The sequence below is a fragment of the Idiomarina aquatica genome, from assembly GCF_004362895.1.
In the GTDB taxonomy this organism is placed as follows: Bacteria; Pseudomonadota; Gammaproteobacteria; order Enterobacterales; family Alteromonadaceae; genus Idiomarina.
In genome coordinates, this window is record NZ_SNXI01000007.1 from 97,335 (window position 1) to 116,378 (window position 19,044).

Consider the following 19,044-nt stretch of genomic DNA (forward strand, 5'->3'; position numbering starts at 1 on the left):
CAGGCGTTTAGTTAAAACGACGTGCTGCACCCTGGCCACGACGACCGTTATCACGGCGACCACCGCGGGGTGCACTGTCACGACCACCGTCACGTCCACGTGGTGGGCGAGGTGCACGTTTTACCTGCTCTGAGGTCAATTCCAACGACATCGGCTGCTGGCGTACACGAGCACGCTTCAATACTTTAACAACCTCGCCCGGCAAACCTTTTGGCAGCTGCACTAACGAGTGTTGGTCAAACAATTGAATTTGCCCGATAAAGCGACTGTCCATTGATGCTTCGTTAGCTATTGCACCAACGATATCGCCCGGACGTGCACCGTGTTCGCGGCCAACCTGAATTTTGTAGGTATCAAAATCGGCATCTGTCGGACGCGGCCCGCGTGCCTTTTTACGATCACCACGGTCAGCTCGGTCGTTGCGCTCAGCACGTTCACGTACCGGACGATCTTCTTTCAGGAACAATGGACGCTGTTTATGTTGTTGCTTCAGCAATGCCAATGCGATCTGCTCTGCGCTAAGCTCGCTCTCAGTCAGCCATTTTTGCAGCAACTGCTCAACCGGCTGATGATTCTCCTGTTCCAGTGTCGCTTGCATTGTCGACAGTAACTGCTGCTGACGGTGCTCACTCAACTGCTGCGCGCTGGGTACTTCAAAGTACTCAATTGACGAGTTAGTTAAACGCTCGTAGTGACGCAACAAGTGGCGCTCTTTCGGACGGAAAAACAAAATAGCTTCGCCTTCACGACCGGCGCGGCCGGTGCGGCCAATACGGTGCACATAGGATTCAGTATCGCCCGGCAAGTCGTAGTTGATAACATGGGTAATCTCTGGCACATCAAGACCTCGAGCTACCACATCAGTTGCGACCAGAATTTCGATATGACCACTACGCAACTGTGCTACTGTCTGCTCGCGCTGTGACTGGTTTAAGTCACCACTTAATGGTGATGCTTTAAAACCCGAGCGCTGCAGTAGTTCTGCAACGTCCATGGTGTCCTGGCGAGTGCGCACGAAAATTAGTGCACGCTGATAAGGCGTTACTTCTAATAAACGCGTCAGTGCCGTCATCTTAGTTAAACCGGCAACCTTCCAGGCTTTTTGCTTAATGGTCGCTTTTTCGCGTGCAATCGCTTCGATTTGAATATTAAGCGGATCGGTCAAGTAGGTTTTTGCCAATTTACGAATAGCAGTTGGCATAGTCGCCGAGAACAACGCGCGTTGTGCGGTTTCCGGAACCTTGCTCAAAATAGTTTCGATGTCTTCGATAAAGCCCATGTTTAACATTTCATCAGCTTCATCTAATACCGCGACACGCAAACCATCAAGCTTTAACACATTTTTGTTGAGCAAGTCGATAAGACGACCTGGCGTGCCGACAACCACTGAGGTGCCCTTTTTAAGCGCCTGGATCTGTGGTCCAAACGCAGAACCGCCATAAACAGTTGCAACTTCTACGCCTTTAATTTGCTGGGCAAAGCTTTCCATGGCTTCAGCCACCTGAATGGCTAGCTCACGCGTCGGTGTAACCACCAACACCTGGGTCTGACGCACACTCGGATCAATTGCTGCAAGCGCAGGCAAACCAAATGCCGCTGTTTTACCGGTACCCGTTTGCGCTTCGCCCAGCACGTCTTTACCGTCTAGTAGCGCAGGAATAGATTGCTGCTGAATAGGCGTAGGCTGGCTAAAACCGAGCTTTTCCAGTTGGTTTAATACAGCAGTCGGCAGAGACATGTCGGCAAACGACATGACAGAATTAGAATTTGACATGAATTACTCACTCATTCCTGTTTGCCATAAGCAAACATACAACTAAAAAAAGGGGTTCGGCCCGGCGACAGGAATCAATGATAAGCGCAACGATAGCGCACGCTGTGCGTGTGCAAGATGTTGAAATTACTCTCTGGAATCAGGCGCTCAACCCCACGAATCAAGGGTTACCGCAGCCTCTAGATGCCCGTTTCATTACGGGTTAAAGCGGATTTCCTTGAAGAAGTGCGCATTATACGCACTTTCACCTCAACTACAAGCTAAATCTACCGTTGCCTTGAGGTAAGCATAGTTTTTTCGAAAAAGTTGAACCAATACACGCTTTATTGCCTACATTAATACTAGATACTTTTAGGAAGGAGGCACTATGTCAGCGCATTCTATGTCATCGCTTACAAAAACGGATTGTTTTATTGAAGGGCACTGGGTTCCCACCGATAACCGCTTTAAGGTGACTAACCCGGCTACCGGTGAAGTCATTGCCGAGGTTGCCGACGCCGGTGAGGATTTGACCCATCGCGCCATTAACGTAGCCGAGACGGCATTAGCAAAATGGTCAAAAAAGACGGCCAAAGAGCGCGCCGACCTGTTACGTAAGTGGTACCAGGCAATGATGGACAACAAACAAGCACTGGCTGAACTAATGAGTGCTGAACAAGGCAAACCCGTCGCCGAGGCAGCCGGCGAAGTCGAGTATGGTGCCAGCTTTGTTGACTGGTTCGCCAGCGAAGCGGAACGTATCGATGGTGATATTTTGCCCGTTGCTGACAATAGCAAACGCGTATTGGTGATGAAGCAACCGGTCGGCGTCTGTGCAGCTATTACACCATGGAATTTTCCTAATGCGATGATTACCCGTAAAATTGCGCCAGCACTTGCTGCCGGTTGCACCATTGTGGTTAAGCCACCGCAGTTAACGCCACTCTCGAGTCTGGCATTAGCGCAGTTAGCAAGCGAGGTGGGTATTCCCGACGGCGTGATTAACCTAATCCCTACGAGTGACGCTAAAACCGTAGGTAAAATACTCGCCACCTCCGAAAAGGTCAGAAAACTATCATTCACCGGCTCAACCGGTGTTGGCAAAGTGCTAATGCAGCAGTGTTCAGAAAACGTCAAGAAAATATCGCTTGAACTCGGTGGTAATGCACCCTTTATTGTGTTTGACGATGCCGATGTAGATGCTGCCGCAGAACAGTTAATGGCCTGCAAGTTCCGTAACGCAGGACAAACCTGTATTGCGGCTAACCGCGTGTTGGTCGATGAGAAAGTTAAAGATGATTTTGTCAAAGCAATAACCAACAAGGTTAAAGCACTTAAAGTCGGTCCGGGCGATAAAGAAGGCGTCGAATTAGGTCCATTGATTGACCAGGATGCGGTCGACAAAGTGCAGCGTTTAGTATTGTCAGCTAAGTCGGATGGCGCAACTATCGAAACCGGTGGTGAAGTACTCACCGATTTAGGTAACCTGTTCTATGCCCCTACGGTATTAAGCGGCGTAACAACAGAGATGGATATCAACAATGACGAAATCTTCGGCCCGGTAATTGCCATCAGTACCTTCGAGACCGAAGAAGAAGCCATTAAGAAAGCCAATGATACACCATTTGGCTTAGCTTCATACTTTGCCGCCAAAGATACTGCTCGCATATTCCGTGTCAGCGAAGCCCTTGAATATGGCATGGTTGGTGTTAATACCGGTGGTATTTCCCATGCTTACAACCCCTTTGGCGGTATTAAAGAGTCCGGGGTTGGACGCGAAGGGTCAAAATACGGTATAGATGAGTACCTGGAAATTAAAACGGTGACCCTCGGCGGACTCGGATGAACACATGGCATAATCTGTTAGATGAATTAAATCACACCTACCACACCGGGCTAACCCGCCCGGTGTCCTGGCGTAAACAACAACTACAACAGTTGCGTCAATTTCTTGTTGAGCAAGAAGCGCCGTTATTAGAGGCTTTGCGCACAGATTTAGGTAAACACCCCAGTGAAGCCCGCCTGACCGAACTGCAGTTTTTATTAACTGATATAAAGCACACGCTGAAACATATCAACCGCTGGGCCAAGCCCCGCAAGGTAGGCACTCCAATGCTTGCCTGGCCGGCCAAAAGCGAGCTCGTTCCTGAGCCCTTAGGAACAGTTTTAATCCTTGGCGCCTGGAATTATCCGGTGCAATTGTTGTTAGCACCGCTTATTGCTGCAATTGCAGCAGGCAACTGCGCCATCATTAAGCCCTCAGAACATGCATCAGAGGTTGCTACGGTCATTGCCAGGCATTTGCCCGACTATCTGGATAGCTCAGCATTTAAAATACTCACCGGCGATGTTCAGGTTTCTGCCGAGTTAACCCAATTATCCTTTGACCATATTTTTTATACCGGTGGCGAACACGCCGCACGCTCAATTTTAGCGGCTGCCGCTCCTAATCTAACCCCGGTAACGCTGGAATTGGGCGGCAAAAGTCCCGCTGTCGTTATGGCCGACTGTGATTTAGCCGTAACAGCCCGACGCATTGTCTGGGGTAAGTTTTTAAATGCAGGGCAAACCTGCATCGCCCCCGATTATTTGCTGGTTGAGTCCTCGGTACAGGATCAACTTATCAATGCACTTAAACGCGCCATTACCGAGTTTTACGGTGATGAGCCACAGCATAGCGATGACTACGGACGTATTATTCATAGTCAGCATCATCAACGGCTGGTCGGCCTGCTCGAAGGGCAAGCTATTGCCTTTGGCGGTGATAGTTCGGGCAAAGATAACTATTTGGCACCAACCCTGGTAACCAATGTGGCTAATGATCATCCGTTGATGACCGATGAGATTTTTGGCCCGATCTTACCCATTGTTCCGATAGATTCTGCCAACCAGGCTATCGAGATAATTAATGCCAAGCCTAAACCACTGGCGTTATATGCATTTAGCAAAAACCAACGAACCTTGAGGCAGTTTACTCGCCACATCGCTGCGGGTAATGTTTGCTACAACGATACCTTGATGTTCATGTTAAATGACGAAATGCCATTTGGCGGCGTTGGTCGCAGTGGCATGGGGCGCTATCACGGCAAATTCGGTTTCGACACATTCAGCCATTTAAAACCGGTCATGACCCGACGCTTTATCCTGGATGTAGCGCTGCGCTACCCGCCATACAGCAAACTAAAAGACAAACTTTTGTCCTGGTTTAGCTAACTAGCCATTGAATTTTGCTACCAGCGCCAGCATATCTTTAATTAACAACGCGATTAGCAGCAATTAAAGGGAGCAGGCGCTGGTTATGGCAGCTGACAATATCATCGACGTAACACTGCAGAATTTCCAACAGGTGTTGCTGGAAGGTTCAAAAGAAAAACTCGTTATTATCGATTTTTGGGCCGACTGGTGTGAGCCCTGCAAGCAATTAATGCCAATTCTGGAACGAATCGCGAGCCAATATCCCGAGCAAGTCACACTGGCTAAAATTAACTGTGATGATCAGCAGGAACTTGCCATGCAGTTTGGTATTCGCAGCCTGCCGACTGTTGCATTTTTTAAGGATGGTCAGCCACTGGATAGCTTCGGTGGGGTAAAATCCGAGACCGAAATTAAAGAAATGCTCAGCAAACATTTGCCAAGCCCAGCTGATGACTATTTAAAACAAGCACAACAGGCACTGGGTGAAGGTAATGCTGCCGACGCCTACACCTTTGCCAAGCAAGCCTACGATCTCGATAGTAGCAATATGCAGGCGATTAAATTGTTAGCCGAAGCTGCTGTCGACCATGGCCGTTTAGACCAGGCTAAAGAGTTAGCCGCGGCAATTCCTATGGTGGAACAAGACAACGACTATCAGCGCTTGATGAGTAAAATTGAATTAGCAGAAGAGGCAGCGGATTCGCCGGAGATAAGAAATTTACAGGAGCATGTCGAAGCTCAGCCAGACGACTATGATACGCGTTTAAAACTCGCACTTGCCCTGCAACAGGCACATCGTGACGAAGAAGCGCTGGAGCAGGCATTTTTTGTGATGCGTAAAGATCCCGCAAATGCGGATGCAAAACGTTTTGCATTGGATATTATCAATGCTCTCCCCGATGGTGATCCGCTCGCATCACGCGCGCGTAGAACCTTGTACAGTATGATGTATTAATGGCTGTTCACTAGCAACGAGTTTGGCCGGCATCCTCTGCCGGCCGTTTTTTTACTTTTCTAAAATAATACGATGCTGCAATCCGCCTACAAAAAACTTTGTCAGCAACAAAATCTGACTTCAGATAGCAATCAACTGGCGGCAGTCGAGGCACTGGACGCCGTATCACAGGCGCTCAGCAATAATCAGTCAGTAAACAGCCTCTACATTTTCGGCCCCGTCGGCCGCGGCAAGTCGATGCTGATGGATTTGTTTTTCCAACAACTCCCCATCACCGCCAAGGTGCGCATGCACTACCATCATTTTATGCGAGAAGTACATGCGCAGTTGAATCGATATGAAGGCGAGGAAAATCCGTTAATTCAGGTTGCTGAACAATGGTCACAGCGCTATCGGGTTATTTGCCTGGATGAATTCATTGTTGAAGATATTGGCGACGCCATGCTGTTAGCCACGCTTTGGACTGCATTGTTTAACAACAACACCGTACTAGTTACCACCTCCAACACGCCACCAAAAGAGTTGTACCGAGGCGGTTTAGCGCGTCACCGATTCGAACCATTTATTGAGCTGCTTGAACAACAATGCAATGTGCTTAACCTCGACTCAGGAATTGATTACCGACGTATTAAGTCTCAGCATTGCCCGTATTTTTTTGTTAATGACAATCAAAACGCGCTTGCCAAGTTGTTACAACAAACGGGTACCATCACCACCGACTCGCTGATAACTATCATGAACCGACCGTTGCGTTGCTTATGGCGCAATGACACGGTAATCGGCTTTGATTTTTGGCAGCTCTGCTCAGGCCCACGTAGTCAGCGCGATTACATGGAGCTAGCCGACCAATTTAAGGTTATCGCGGTCGACGCCGTGCCGCAATTTAGTGCCAGCCCCGAACAAGCTGCGGCACAGGGGATTGAAGACGGCTTCCAACGGCAGCAGTCGCTGCATCTGAGCCGGCTTGATAACGAAGCCCGTCGCTTTATTGCACTAGTGGACGAATGCTATGACCGCGGTTGCTTGTTGCTAATTAATGCCGTTGTTCCCATTGACGAGCTTTACCAGGCCGAGCACCTCAAGTTTCCTTTTCAACGTTGCGCGTCGCGCCTGATCGAAATGCAAAGTTGGAAGTTTCCGGATTCAGTTTGAGCGCATGCTTTACACCTTTAATCGCATAAAGCATCTTGCCGCGCTTGCCGACTCGCAAGCCCCTTGCTAGGATTGCTGGAATTTTCTGCGCACGATAAATAATGGCGCCTGATAATAATAACGATTAAAGAAGGAAGACCATGAGCGAGCAACGCGATCAATTTAGCTCTAAAATCGGCTTTATCCTGGCGGCCGCCGGTTCCGCCGTTGGTATTGGTAACCTCGTTGGGTTCCCTGTCGCAGCTACCAAAAATGGTGGTGGTGCATTCTTGCTTATCTATGCGCTGTTCGTTGCATTTATTTGTTTACCGATCATGCTGGCCGAAATGGGGCTTGGCCGTCACGCGCAAAAAAACCCGTTAGGCTCTTACCTCAAGTTAGGCGGAGGTAAAAAGTTCTGGAGTTTTGCCGGCTTCCTGGCTGTTTTAACGCCCTTTATGATTGCCATTTTTTACATGGTCATCACCGTTTGGATATTCGGCTATTTGTTCTATGCGGTAACCGGCGATCTGGCACAATTAGCGCAGCCCGGTTACTTTGGTGAGTTTGTTAACGATTACAAGTTTATCGGTTTTTTAGTTGCCGTAACGCTGGTCATTAACTTTATTTTGATGGGTGGTGTGCGTCAGGGCATAGAAAAGGCGGCTAAGTTTCTAATGCCGGCCCTGTTTGTAATGCTGATTCTGTTAGTGATTTTTGTATTGTCGCTTGATAACGCAGAGTTGGGCATTCAATTTTACCTGGTACCAGACTTTTCTAAAATCGATGGTTCGGTAGTCAGCGGCGCGCTATCACAAGCATTCTTCTCGCTGTCTTTAGGTATGGGCATTCTCATTACCTATGGCTCATACTTTAGCCGCTCAGACGACATCGTGACTTCCGGTAAGCTGGTAGCCATTACAGATACCGCGGTTGCCTTTACTGCCGGTTTAATGACGCTACCGGCAATCTTTGCCATCAATCCTGATACCAACCCCGCTGAATTAAGCGAGTCATCGGTTGGTATGATTTTCTCGTTCTTCCCGCAAATCTTTATGGAACTGGAAGTCAGCATTGGCTACGTGGCAGCAAGTGTCGCGGCATCAGTTTTCTTCTTATTGGCTTTTGTTGCCGCCATCACGTCGCTGGTTTCAATTTTGGAAGTACCAACCGCAGCTATTATTGAGCAACGTAAAACCAGCCGTAAAAAAGCGCTGTTATTTATGGTTATTGCAAATACCATTTTAACCATTATTGCCGCGACCTCGTTCGGGTTTATTCCGGCCTTTACTGAGTTTGTAGAGTACGCCGGCCAGCCTAAATCAGTGTTTGATCTCATTTATGATGTTTTTTATGACACTATTTTGCCACTTAACGGGCTGCTAATTTGTTTGTTTGTATGGCTGCACTGGCGCAACAGCAATCTGGAACAAGAGTTAACTCATGGCAATCACAAATACCCGACAACCTTTTTGGCCAAGTACGTACGCGTATCAATTACCACCTTTATTCCGTTGATTCTGGCGGTGGTCTTTGTCAATACGGTATTAGCTAAATTCTTTGGCCCTCAATACGCCATGTTTTAATGTTAACAACAGGCTATCGCCAATTAATTTTTGCCACCCACATGAACAGCTGGCAGCAACTGCTGCCAGCCCCCACCGACCTTAGCTTAGTATTATCAGACAGTCCGTCACAGGGTGATGCGACGCTGTCCCGTTACCGTGATTACTTAGGCCACGAATACCCGTGCGTTGTTATCGACTGCACTAATTCTATCCATGTTGATGCAATTGCAGCCTTAGCCGGCACGATTACAGCAGGCGGCTATCTGGTATTAGTCGGGAATCACCCAACGTCAGCTATATGGCAGCGATTTAAAAGCGCCTGGTCAGAATTGCAGCAGATACCTCAGGGACAACCGCCGCAAGCGTCCGAACTACCGGCGTTACCTACGCAGCAGCAACGCACGTTACTCAAAGATCTCAACAATACGGCTGCAGTGCATATTGTTACCGCCCCCCGCGGGCGAGGTAAAAGTCATGTTCTGGGTGCGGCTATTGCAGAGCTGTCAGAGCACCAGCCTGACCGCCGGGTTGTCGTAACCGCACCACGTAAAGCCAATGCACGTGTGTTACTTAACAAAGCTCCTAAGGTGCAATTTGTCGCCTGGGACAAACTGTTAAAAGAAAAAAAAGCTGATGCGCTACTGGTTATCGATGAAGCGGCGGGACTGCCCTTATGGGCTATCCAGCAACTTTGTAATGACTATACCCCGTGGTTAATGGCCACAACAGTGGAAGGCTACGAGGGCTGTGGCCGCGGCTTTGCGATTCATTTTTCGCAATGGGCATCTGAGCACTTGGCTAATGTGCAGCAACACGCTTTAGAGCAACCTATTCGCTGGCCCATTAATGACCCGCTGGAGCGCTGGTTACAGCAAACCCTGCTGCTAACAAAAGCTCCCGCTGACGCATCACGGAATGAGGGTCTGCTGACAACACAGGCACGCCAATTACCCGAAGCCGATCTGCATCAGGCATTTGAACTGTTACTTGAAGCGCATTACCAAAGCAGCCCCAACGATCTGGCCCTATTACTGGATGACAGCAGTCAATTTATCACCCTGCTTTATCACCAGCAGCGTGTTATCGGCGTGTGCTGGCACGCATTGGAGGGGCCACTGCAAGACGATTTGTGCAAACCCATTATACAAGGCAAGCGGCGCCCGCCGGGTAATTTGCTGCCACAAGCTATCGGCTATTATCTGCAACAACCGTGGGCGCTAAAAACACGCTGGTGCCGCATCACTCGCATTGCGGTACATCCGGATTTTCGCCGCCGCCATTATGCCTCGGCGTTGATCGCTGAGGTAAAAGCGTGGGCTAAGCATAATCAATGCGAAGCGCTGGGAACGAGTTTCGGCTACAGCCCGGCGTTAGCTAAATTTTGGCAACACAATGGTTTTACTGCGATCCGTACCAGCAATAAACGTGACAGAGTAAGTGCTCGCCATCAGCATATTCGGGCCTGCTGGCTGACTGACACTGCGCCGACAAATTGGCACCCATTAGTTGATTACGCGCAGGCTGAATTACAATGGATAAACGGCAACCCCGGCTGCTCACTATCCGCTAACCCGATAATTCAGCAAATCAAAAAGGCCGTTGCCAATGGTTATATGCCCGAAGCCGCCGCAGCCTTCGCCCTCAGCCAGGGTTAAGAAAAAGTAAAGATACTCAGAGGGCCTGCCCACTTCGTGCTAGTGTTAATAACAAGGCGTTAATTTAGAGAGAACTATGGTGAGTCAGTCATTTTATAAATTGTTTAGCCTATGTTTGCTAGCCAGTGTTATCGGCGGCTGCAGTGTATCCAAAGAGCCTGCTCCTGAGGCTGCTTATGAAAGCCTTGAATACCCCAACACACCTCGTTCGCAACAACAAGTAACGCTGCACGACCAGACCATTGCAACGCCTTATAAGTGGCTGGAGCAGTTAAACTCAGAACAAAGCCAACAGTGGGTGACGCAACAGCAATTGTTTTCGGGACAGCAATTAGCTTCACTAAGTGCAACCGATTTCATTAAAGAGCGATTAACCGAGTTATTCAACGTCGTTCAAATTAGCGCCCCTATTGAGCAGAACGGAAAAATCTTTTACCTGCGCAATGATGGTTTACAAAGCCAAGCAAGCCTTTACATGCAAACTGATTTAGACAGCCCCCCGATTAACGTGGTGGATGCAACTCAACTTGATAGCAGCGGACTAAAGGCAATCACGCGATTCAGTGTATCACCCAACGCCAATTACTTAGCCTATGCTGTCTCTGAAGTGGGTAGTGACTGGAGTGCCTGGTATATCAAAGACCTCCGCTCGGGAGAGGTATTGGATGAGGTCATCACCGGTACAAAATTTACCAATGTCAGTTGGTACCCTGATAGCAAAGGTTTTTATTACAGCCGCTATCCCCGAACAGACGATGGTTATAATGAGCAAGTCTCGGTTGAAGTTTTTTACCACAAGCTCAACACCCCGGTTGATAGTGATATTCAAGTAAGTCCGGGCGGTTACCAACCAGGCGTCAATCCGTACCCACAAGTATCCAGCGACGGCGAATATTTATTGCTGCGAGTACAGCGTGGTCCCAGCATTAATAATTTTTATATTCGCCCGCTTAAACAAACGACGGCTGAGTTCAAGCCAATACGATTAGCTGCTGGCGAACATCGCTACCTGGGTTCACGTGATAACCACTTATATTTTTACAGTAGTCAAAAAGATGATACCGGGCAGATTGTCCGTGTTAGCAACGCTGAGTGGGACAATGCTGAGGTCGTTATTGCATCGCAAAAGCTACCTTTGGCTGACGCCGCTATCGTTGGCGAGCAACTATTCGCGCACTACCTGCAAGATGCGCAATCACGGGTAATGACGTTTAATTTATCGGGCAACTACTTACGCGAGCTTGCGTTGCCGGGATTTGGTACCGTCGAGGGATTTGTAAGTGGGAGCGATTCGTCACAAACATTTTTTAAATTTTCCAGTTATACCACGCCAGGTAATATCTACCGCTACAACGCCGACAATCAGCGCACAACGCTATGGCACCAATCACAGTTACCAGTAGATGACAGCCGTTATCAAACCGAACAGGTTTTTGTAGAAACCAGCCCGGGCATTAACGTGCCGGTTTTTCTGGTACATAGCAAAAACGCCAAGCAAAAAGGCAGAGGGCCGCTGTTATTGCACACTTATGGCGGTTTTGCACAAACCCTTACACCCCGTTATCAGCCTGAGTTTATGGCATGGCTGGAGATGGGCGGAAGCCTGGCCATAGCGAATGTCCGGGGTAGCGGCGTTTATGGCTCAGGCTGGCACCAGACTGCCATTAAAAACAATAAACCCAAGGCAATAAACGACTTTTTGGCTGTGGCTGACTGGCTGGTTAGCAATGACTATGCCGAAGCCAACAAGCTAGTTGCTTATGGAACAGGTCATGGCGGCATGCTGGTTACCGCTGCAATGCTAAAAAGACCATCGCGATTTAGTGTGGTCTTGGCCACAGCCGGCGTTTTCGATCTGCTGCACTATCAATACGCCAATGCTAACGCACTCAGCTGGCAATCAGAGTTTGGTTTAAGCGACAACGCCGAAGAGTTTCAAACGCTGCGTTCTTATTCGCCGTTGCATAACGTCACATCGGGTACCTGTTATCCGGCGACTCTGCTGAGTACCGGAGCAGAAGACCAGCGGGTTGCGCCATGGCATAGCTTTAAATTGGCCGCAACATTACAACGCGCCCAGGGGTGCAAAAAACCGATCTTACTAGACGTAGATGACAACGCAGGTCACGGCAATAAAACGCCGGTTTGGCTGCAGATAGAACGCACCCACCGACAGTGGAGTTTTGCCTTTAACCAATTAAATGTCGATTGGCTCAAAAATTCCGAACAGCAATGATGCACTAGCAAAAATGTGCTATCTTTCGCGTCAATTATTGAGTTAACGAAGCGAACAGATTAAGGATTAACATCATGTCAAAAGTTCTTGTCATTGGCGCTGGCGGTGTATCAAGCGTTGTGGTGCAAAAATGTGCCATGCTACCGCAAGTGTTCTCAGAAATTCATTTGGCTAGCCGCACCCTCGCTAAATGCGAAGCACTGCAGGAAGAAGCCGGTAAAGACCGTGTTGTCGGGGTCTACCAGGTTGATGCAGACGACGCCGCCAAAGTAGCCGATTTGATCCGTCAGGTACAACCGTCGTTGGTAATCAATGTGGCTCTGCCATATCAGGACCTGCCGATTATGGATGCTTGTCTGGAGACCGGTGTACACTATTTGGATACCGCAAACTATGAGCCAAAAGACGAAGCGAAATTTGAGTACTCTTGGCAGTGGGCTTATCAGGAACGATTTAAAGAAAAAGGCCTGATGGCGCTGCTTGGTGCTGGTTTTGATCCAGGCGTAACCAACGTATTTACTGCTTACGCTGCTAAACATTACTTTGACGAAGTACAGTACTTAGATATCGTCGACTGCAATGGCGGTGATCATGGACAAGCCTTTGCAACCAACTTTAATCCGGAAATCAACATTCGTGAAATCACTCAACGCGGCAAGTTCTGGGAGAACGGCGAGTGGCACGAAACAGACCCTATCAGCGTACGCAAAGATCTCGACTATCCGAACGTTGGTGTGCGTCCTTCGTACTTGCTATTCCACGAAGAGCTCGAGTCGCTGGTTAAACATTTCCCGACCTTAAAGCGTGCTCGCTTTTGGATGACCTTTGGCGATGAATACCTGACTCACCTGCGGGTTTTGGAAAATGTCGGCATGACTTCCATTCATCCGGTGCAGTTTCAGGGGCAGGATATTGTGCCACTTGAGTTCTTAAAAGCGGTACTGCCGAATCCGGGCTCATTAGCCGAGGGTTATACCGGTAAAACCTGTATCGGTACTTACGTAACCGGTATTAAAGATGGCCAGCAAAAAACCATCTTTATTTATAATAATTGCGACCATGCTGAGACCAATAAAGAAGTTGGCGCTCAGGCCGTGTCTTACACCACCGGCGTGCCGGCAATGATTGGTGCAGCGATGATGCTGGAAGGTCACTGGATGAAGCCCGGTGTCTGGAACATGGAGCAGTTTGATCCGGACGAGTTCATGAATCGCCTTAACCAACATGGCTTGCCATGGCACGTCACTGAATGTGATAAGCCTTTCGGTGCTTAATTTATGAATAAATACACGGCAGCCAATATTCCCTCACCTTGTTATGTATTGGACGAGGGGTTGTTACGCAATAACCTTGAACTCATGCAGCGGGTTCAGCAGCAAAGTGGCGCAGATATTATTTTAGCGCTTAAAGGTTTTGCTATGTGGTCGGCATTTCCGATCGTGCGCGAATACCTTAAAGGCTGCACCGCCAGCTCAGTGTGGGAAGCTCGCCTGGCGGCCGAGGAATTCGGCCGTGCAGTGCATGCCTATGCGCCTGCCTACAAGCAAGAGGATATCGACGCTTTATTGCCGCTGGTTAACCATATTTCGTTTAATAGCGTTGCCCAATGGCAGCGCTATCAGGAGCAAGCAGCTGCTGCGGGCGTATCGATGGGATTGCGGATAAATCCTGAACACCAGGAAGCGGAAACAGAGCTGTATGATCCCAGTGCGCCAGGATCGCGTCTTGGCGTTCGTGCCGACAGCCTCGAGGGCTTAGATCTTGATACTATCGAAGGTCTGCACGTGCACAATCTATGTGAATGTGATTCCTACGCACTTGAGCGCACGCTGGCTGCCGTAGAAAAACGCTTTGGCAATTTGCTGCATAAAGTTAAATGGTTGAACCTGGGTGGTGGACATCTGATGACTCGCCAAGGTTATGATGTCGAGCATTTAATCACGCAGTTAAAGCGACTGAAACAAACCTACGATGTACAGGTGATTCTGGAACCGGGCTCTGCAGTAGCCTGGCAAACCGGTCCGTTAATTTGTGAAGTGGTCGACATTGTTGAAAATGACGGAAAAATTGCGTTGTTAGACATTTCAGCCACGGCACACATGCCGGATGTACTGGAAATGCCTTATCGACCAGCTATTACTGGTGCGGGGCTTCCGACTGAGAAACCTTTTGCTTACCGTTTGGGCGGCAACAGTTGTCTAGCCGGCGATGTCATTGGTAGTTACAGCTTCGACCAGCCCCTGGCGGTCGGTGATCGTTTAGTGTTTGAAGACATGACGCACTACACCATGGTCAAAACCAGTTTCTTTAATGGCGTACAACACCCTGCTATCGGCATTTTACGCGCCGATGGTAAGTTTGATTGTATTAGGCAATTCGGTTACCAGGACTTTCGTGACCGTCTTTCGTAACTGCCATTATTAACAGAACATGGGCTCGCCTACAGTGAGCGTTGGCGAGCCTTTTCTACCGCAGATGCCGGCATTAACTGCCCTAGCTGCTCTAATTGTTGTTGGATCTGTTGATGCTCTTCTTCGTCACCAGTAACCGCGTTATGTAACCAGTGATAAGCATGGGTAAAATCGTACGGACTACCCTCGCCGTTAAGCATAATGTTCGCAAACCGTTTTTGTGCAGGCAAGTAACCTAACGAAGCAGCCTCACGCAAATACAAAATCGCCCGGTCAACATCTTGTTCTACTAATGTCCCTTCGTGATAGTAGCGCCCTAACTGCTCTAAGGCCTGTATCAGCCCCTGGTCAGCAGCTGTTTGCATATAGAGAAGACCTAACTCCACATCACGTTCATAACAAATGCCCCAGGCCAGCATATCGCCGTATAAGAACTGGTAGGTCGGGCGCTGTTCAAGTTCAGCCTGCGCTTCAATATCCATAACTAACTGACAACGGTCAACAGTCTCTACTTGATACAAATGAGTATTATCGTCGAACATATCGACCAACTGTTCATCGCTGTATAACTGCACCGCTTCTAACTCGTCCTGCGGCTCATCACCATTTGCATCCTGCCATGCGAGTGCCGGACATGTCAGCGTTATCGTCGTTAGTAGGGTTAGCTTGCTCAGCCAAGATGCCATTGCACACTCCGGTAAGGTATTAATAGCTTAGTTATCGGCAGCAAATGCCAAACCCTTGAATACCAAATCGTCGATACGGGTATAGTTTATACTTTCTACAGCTTGCAACGATTTAACCAGTCGCTCCCCATCACCGCCGGTTACGATAATCGAGAAGGGTTGCTGATTAAATATTTGCTCAGAGGCTTTAATTGCCTGAGAAATAGCCCCCACCAACGCATAATGTACACCAAAACTCATACCTTGCTGGGTATTAACGGCTGGTTCGCGATAACAGGACTCGGACAACAACGCGTTAAGATTGGCCGTACCTGAATGCAGCGACTGTTGCATTAACCGACGGCCCGGCACGATCCAGCCGCCTAAATGACGGCCATCGCTAACTAACCAGTCTATAGTTAAGGCAGTTCCCGCATCAATGATCAGCGCATTTTCCTGTTTTAACTGGTAATAACCAACTAAAGCAAACCAGCGATCCGCCCCCAGTTGCTGCCAACAGTCGTTATAGCCGTTACTAACACCGCCCGCTTCGGCGGATGTTTTTAACCACTCAACCACGAGACCGCTTTGTGCCAGACGTTCACTAATTATCAGTCGATCGGCAGCTGTGCCCACACTACACCCAAACACCTTGGTGTCTGTGCCTAACGCCAGTTTTATGTCTTTTACCCACGTCGGATCAATTGTTACTGCTAAGTCCGCATTAACCACTTTAACGTCGTGACGCAATTCACCCTTGTTGTAAACGGCGAATTTTGTACGGGTATTACCGTTATCAATAAGTAACATCTGTTGCCCTTAATGAGATCTCTCCACCAAAATAACGTACCGTATTACCGTTAGTTTCTAATAGTACTGCGCCATTTTCATCGATCCCGCGGCAAATTCCGGTAACTGAGCGTTGCCCCATGGTCAGTGTAACTGGTTCATTGAAATAAACGTCGTAGCGTGGCCATTGCTGTCGTGTCCACTGTAATCCATTGTTATCAAACTCGTTCAAACCAGCAACGACTTCACGATAAATACAACCACTAATAACATTACGGGAGACAGGCTTGCTCAACTGCGACCGAAGATCGGTCCAACGCTGGTCGATTTGACTGCCGGTCGACTCAGGCATCGCCAGGTTCAGTCCAATGCCTATAATGCTGTTGGCACTGCCATCAGTATTAGACTCCAATTCAACCAGAATTCCGGCGACCTTTTGATTGTCAATATAGACATCATTAGGCCACTTTACGCCGGCATTACTCACTCCCAGCTGTTCGAGCGCTTTTACTAACGACAAGCCAGCGACCAGGCTTAGCCCCATAGCACCGTTAATACCCTCTGCTATGGGCCAGTAAACACTAATATATAAGTTACAACCAAAAGGTGAAAACCAGCGTTTACCTCTACGTCCACGACCTTCCGTTTGTGCTTCGGCTATAACTGCATAGCCCGCCGGCAATGACCCCTGCGTTAATAAATCTCTTAAACTATCATTACTCGATGTAACCACCGACTCGACCAGGATATTTTGGCCATTTACCTGTGCTGCCTTGCAAATAGATTGCTGATCAAGCAATTCCAACGGCCTGGCAAGTTTATAGCCTTTACCGTGGACCGAATAAATATCAACACCGAGCTTTAGTAGTTTATTGATATTTTGGTTAATCGCAGCACGTGATATACCCAGGGTGGCGCCTAATGCTTCACCCGAATGAAACTCACCATCATTTAAACAGTTAAGTAATTGATTAACGCGACTATTCACTACTGTTTGCTCCGACGTCTGGTAACCGCATTAAGCCCTGTTTACCGATTAATCGTACTTCAGGTTCTAGTAGAACCTGATAGCGGTCTAACACAGCTGTGCGAATCTGTAGGCATAATTCGACTAACTGCTCTCCGGTGCCTTTCCCCAGATTCACAAGTACTAACGCCTGTTTATCGTGAACTGCGATGTCACCGCAACGCCTTCCCTTAAAACCTAGTTGATCGATCATCCAGCCTGCAGCGATTTTACTTCCTCCGGCTGCCGGGAAAGTGGGGATATCCGGAGCAATTTGTTTTATTTCATCTAGTAGCGATGACGAAACCACTGGATTTTTAAAAAAGCTACCGGCATTAGGCGTTATCGCAGGATTTGGCAGTTTTTGGTTTCTTATATCGATGATTTTTTGATAAATTGTCTGCGCATCGACCATGCTAGCGTTTAAAGATTGCAGAGGCCCGTACTCGAGCACGGGCGACCATTGTTTAGGGAAAAAAAAGTTAACGTGCGTTATTAAATAACGATTGGGATGACGTTTGAAAAAACTATCGCGGTAATCAAATCCACACTCATGATTAAGCAAAATTTCTGTGGCATGACTGGCTAGCGAGTAGCACTCTACACTGACAATAAAGTCGGATACTTCACGGCCATACGCCCCTATATTTTGCACGGGAGCTGCGCCTACTGTTCCCGGAATTAATGCCAGGTTCTCGAGGCCATTAATACTTTTTTTGCAGCAATAAGTGACAAGATCATGCCAGTTTTCACTCGCACCAACACGAATTTGATAGCCCTCTTCGAGTTCGGCAATCTCGATACCCTTAAACCGAGGGGATACGATAGTTCCCGGGTAATCTTCAATAAATAGGGTATTAGTGCCACCGCCAAGTATTAAGTACTCGTCGAGTTGATCTAATCGATTTAGGTCCTTTTCGCTGCTTATTTGCAGTTGCTGTTTGGCGCAGGCGTGCAGCCGAAAACTATGGCGTTCGGTAAGGTCTAAAGACATGCTGGATCCCAGAATTAAACTCAGAAGGATTGTACCAGCCCTTCACTCAACCGCAAAATAAAGCCCAAGCGGCTACTGGGCCTCTCTCTATTTCTTCGGAAACCCTGTGCGTAGCTGGTATCGTTTAACAAGCACCCAATTGAGTTCATATCATAAATAACCACCGGCTTAGCGGCGAAGCCCGCGACGGTGGCGGTAAAAAAAAAGCCCCAAGCGTTAGCTTGGGGCTTTCTCTAATTTGAAGTCTGGCGCCGCCGCAGGCGCTCGCAGAGCTCGCACCGTTCAAGCGGCGTCTTGCCACATTGGTGGCAAGCCGAATTCCCGCTTTCACCCTACTCTCTCGTAGGACACCACCAGAAAATAAAAAACCCCAGCCGATTGGCTGGGGTTATTTTATTTGAAGTCTGGCGGTGTCCTACTCTCACATGGGGAAGCCCCACACTACCATCGGCGCTGGTATGTTTCACTGCTGGGTTCGGAATGGAGCCAGGTGGTGCCATACCGCTATGGCCGCCAGACAAAAACTGTTGTAACAACTGAAAGGCTGATTGTGATGCCACTCTTGTCGCGCTAAAAGCGCGACCTACTTGCTTTGGTAAAGGTTATCAACTTGTGCTTAACGACACCAAACACCTTGGGTGTTGTATGGTTAAGTCTCACGGGCAATTAGTACGGGTTAGCTCAAC

The 19,044-nt window shown here is 48.5% G+C and carries 14 protein-coding genes and 1 rRNA gene; 9 read left to right on the forward strand and 6 right to left on the reverse strand.

All coding sequences use genetic code 11. From position 1 onward, the window contains the following. Positions 1 to 7 precede the first annotated feature (7 nt). On the reverse strand, positions 8 to 1,774 hold the full coding sequence (locus DEU29_RS07300; protein WP_133539617.1) for a DEAD/DEAH box helicase: 1,767 nt from the start codon (positions 1,772 to 1,774) through the stop codon (positions 8 to 10). Positions 1,775 to 2,141: 367 nt separating this feature from the next. On the opposite strand from DEU29_RS07300, the gene DEU29_RS07305 reads away from it, so the two are divergent. The 9 genes from DEU29_RS07305 (at position 2,142) to nspC (ending at position 14,904) form a co-directional block, all read left to right on the forward strand. Then, the gene (locus tag DEU29_RS07305; RefSeq protein ID WP_432206874.1) at positions 2,142 to 3,599 is read left to right on the forward strand and encodes an NAD-dependent succinate-semialdehyde dehydrogenase; all 1,458 of its coding nucleotides are present in this window, start codon (positions 2,142 to 2,144) and stop codon (positions 3,597 to 3,599) included. Beyond that, positions 3,596 to 4,966 (forward strand): aldehyde dehydrogenase family protein, encoded by a 1,371-nt coding sequence (locus DEU29_RS07310; RefSeq protein WP_133539618.1) that lies wholly within the window; start codon positions 3,596 to 3,598, stop codon positions 4,964 to 4,966. The genes DEU29_RS07305 and DEU29_RS07310 overlap by 4 nt, the downstream gene beginning before the upstream one ends. An 85-nt stretch (positions 4,967 to 5,051) precedes the next feature. Next, a complete protein-coding gene (trxA, locus tag DEU29_RS07315) occupies positions 5,052 to 5,903 on the forward strand; it encodes a thioredoxin (protein ID WP_133539620.1) in 852 nt (283 codons plus the stop codon). 72 nt (positions 5,904 to 5,975) lie between these two features. Further along, positions 5,976 to 7,055: a cell division protein ZapE gene (gene zapE / locus DEU29_RS07320; RefSeq protein ID WP_133539622.1), complete on the forward strand. Its 1,080-nt coding sequence runs from the start codon at positions 5,976 to 5,978 to the stop codon at positions 7,053 to 7,055. 140 nt (positions 7,056 to 7,195) lie between these two features. Continuing rightward, positions 7,196 to 8,620 carry a sodium-dependent transporter gene (locus tag DEU29_RS07325; RefSeq protein ID WP_133539623.1) on the forward strand — a complete coding sequence of 475 codons (1,425 nt, stop codon included), beginning with the start codon at positions 7,196 to 7,198 and terminating at the stop codon, positions 8,618 to 8,620. Further along, positions 8,620 to 10,257, forward strand: a complete 1,638-nt coding sequence (locus DEU29_RS07330) for a GNAT family N-acetyltransferase (protein ID WP_133539625.1) — start codon at positions 8,620 to 8,622, stop codon at positions 10,255 to 10,257. Before DEU29_RS07325 ends, DEU29_RS07330 begins: the two co-directional genes overlap by 1 nt. 76 nt (positions 10,258 to 10,333) lie before the next feature. Continuing rightward, positions 10,334 to 12,493 (forward strand): prolyl oligopeptidase family serine peptidase, encoded by a 2,160-nt coding sequence (locus tag DEU29_RS07335; RefSeq protein ID WP_133539627.1) that lies wholly within the window; start codon positions 10,334 to 10,336, stop codon positions 12,491 to 12,493. Between the two features lie 74 nt (positions 12,494 to 12,567). Further along, positions 12,568 to 13,767, forward strand: coding sequence for a saccharopine dehydrogenase family protein (locus tag DEU29_RS07340; RefSeq protein WP_133539629.1), 1,200 nt, complete (start codon positions 12,568 to 12,570; stop codon positions 13,765 to 13,767). A gap of 3 nt (positions 13,768 to 13,770) precedes the next feature. Further along, on the forward strand, positions 13,771 to 14,904 hold the full coding sequence (nspC, locus tag DEU29_RS07345; RefSeq protein ID WP_133539631.1) for a carboxynorspermidine decarboxylase: 1,134 nt from the start codon (positions 13,771 to 13,773) through the stop codon (positions 14,902 to 14,904). A gap of 29 nt (positions 14,905 to 14,933) precedes the next feature. Here nspC and DEU29_RS07350 read toward each other — a convergent pair whose 3' ends face one another. From DEU29_RS07350 to rrf, 5 genes are all read right to left on the reverse strand, one after another. Continuing rightward, the gene (locus DEU29_RS07350; protein WP_133539633.1) at positions 14,934 to 15,590 is read right to left on the reverse strand and encodes a tetratricopeptide repeat protein; all 657 of its coding nucleotides are present in this window, start codon (positions 15,588 to 15,590) and stop codon (positions 14,934 to 14,936) included. A gap of 27 nt (positions 15,591 to 15,617) precedes the next feature. Beyond that, on the reverse strand, positions 15,618 to 16,379 hold the full coding sequence (locus DEU29_RS07355) for a type III pantothenate kinase (protein ID WP_133539635.1): 762 nt from the start codon (positions 16,377 to 16,379) through the stop codon (positions 15,618 to 15,620). Beyond that, positions 16,366 to 17,346 carry a bifunctional biotin--[acetyl-CoA-carboxylase] ligase/biotin operon repressor BirA gene (birA, locus tag DEU29_RS07360; RefSeq protein ID WP_133539637.1) on the reverse strand — a complete coding sequence of 327 codons (981 nt, stop codon included), beginning with the start codon at positions 17,344 to 17,346 and terminating at the stop codon, positions 16,366 to 16,368. The genes DEU29_RS07355 and birA overlap by 14 nt, the downstream gene beginning before the upstream one ends. Further along, the gene (murB, locus tag DEU29_RS07365; RefSeq protein WP_133539639.1) at positions 17,339 to 18,358 is read right to left on the reverse strand and encodes a UDP-N-acetylmuramate dehydrogenase; all 1,020 of its coding nucleotides are present in this window, start codon (positions 18,356 to 18,358) and stop codon (positions 17,339 to 17,341) included. Before murB ends, birA begins: the two co-directional genes overlap by 8 nt. 402 nt (positions 18,359 to 18,760) lie before the next feature. After that, positions 18,761 to 18,876 (reverse strand): 5S ribosomal RNA (gene rrf, locus DEU29_RS07370). Positions 18,877 to 19,044 lie beyond the last annotated feature (168 nt).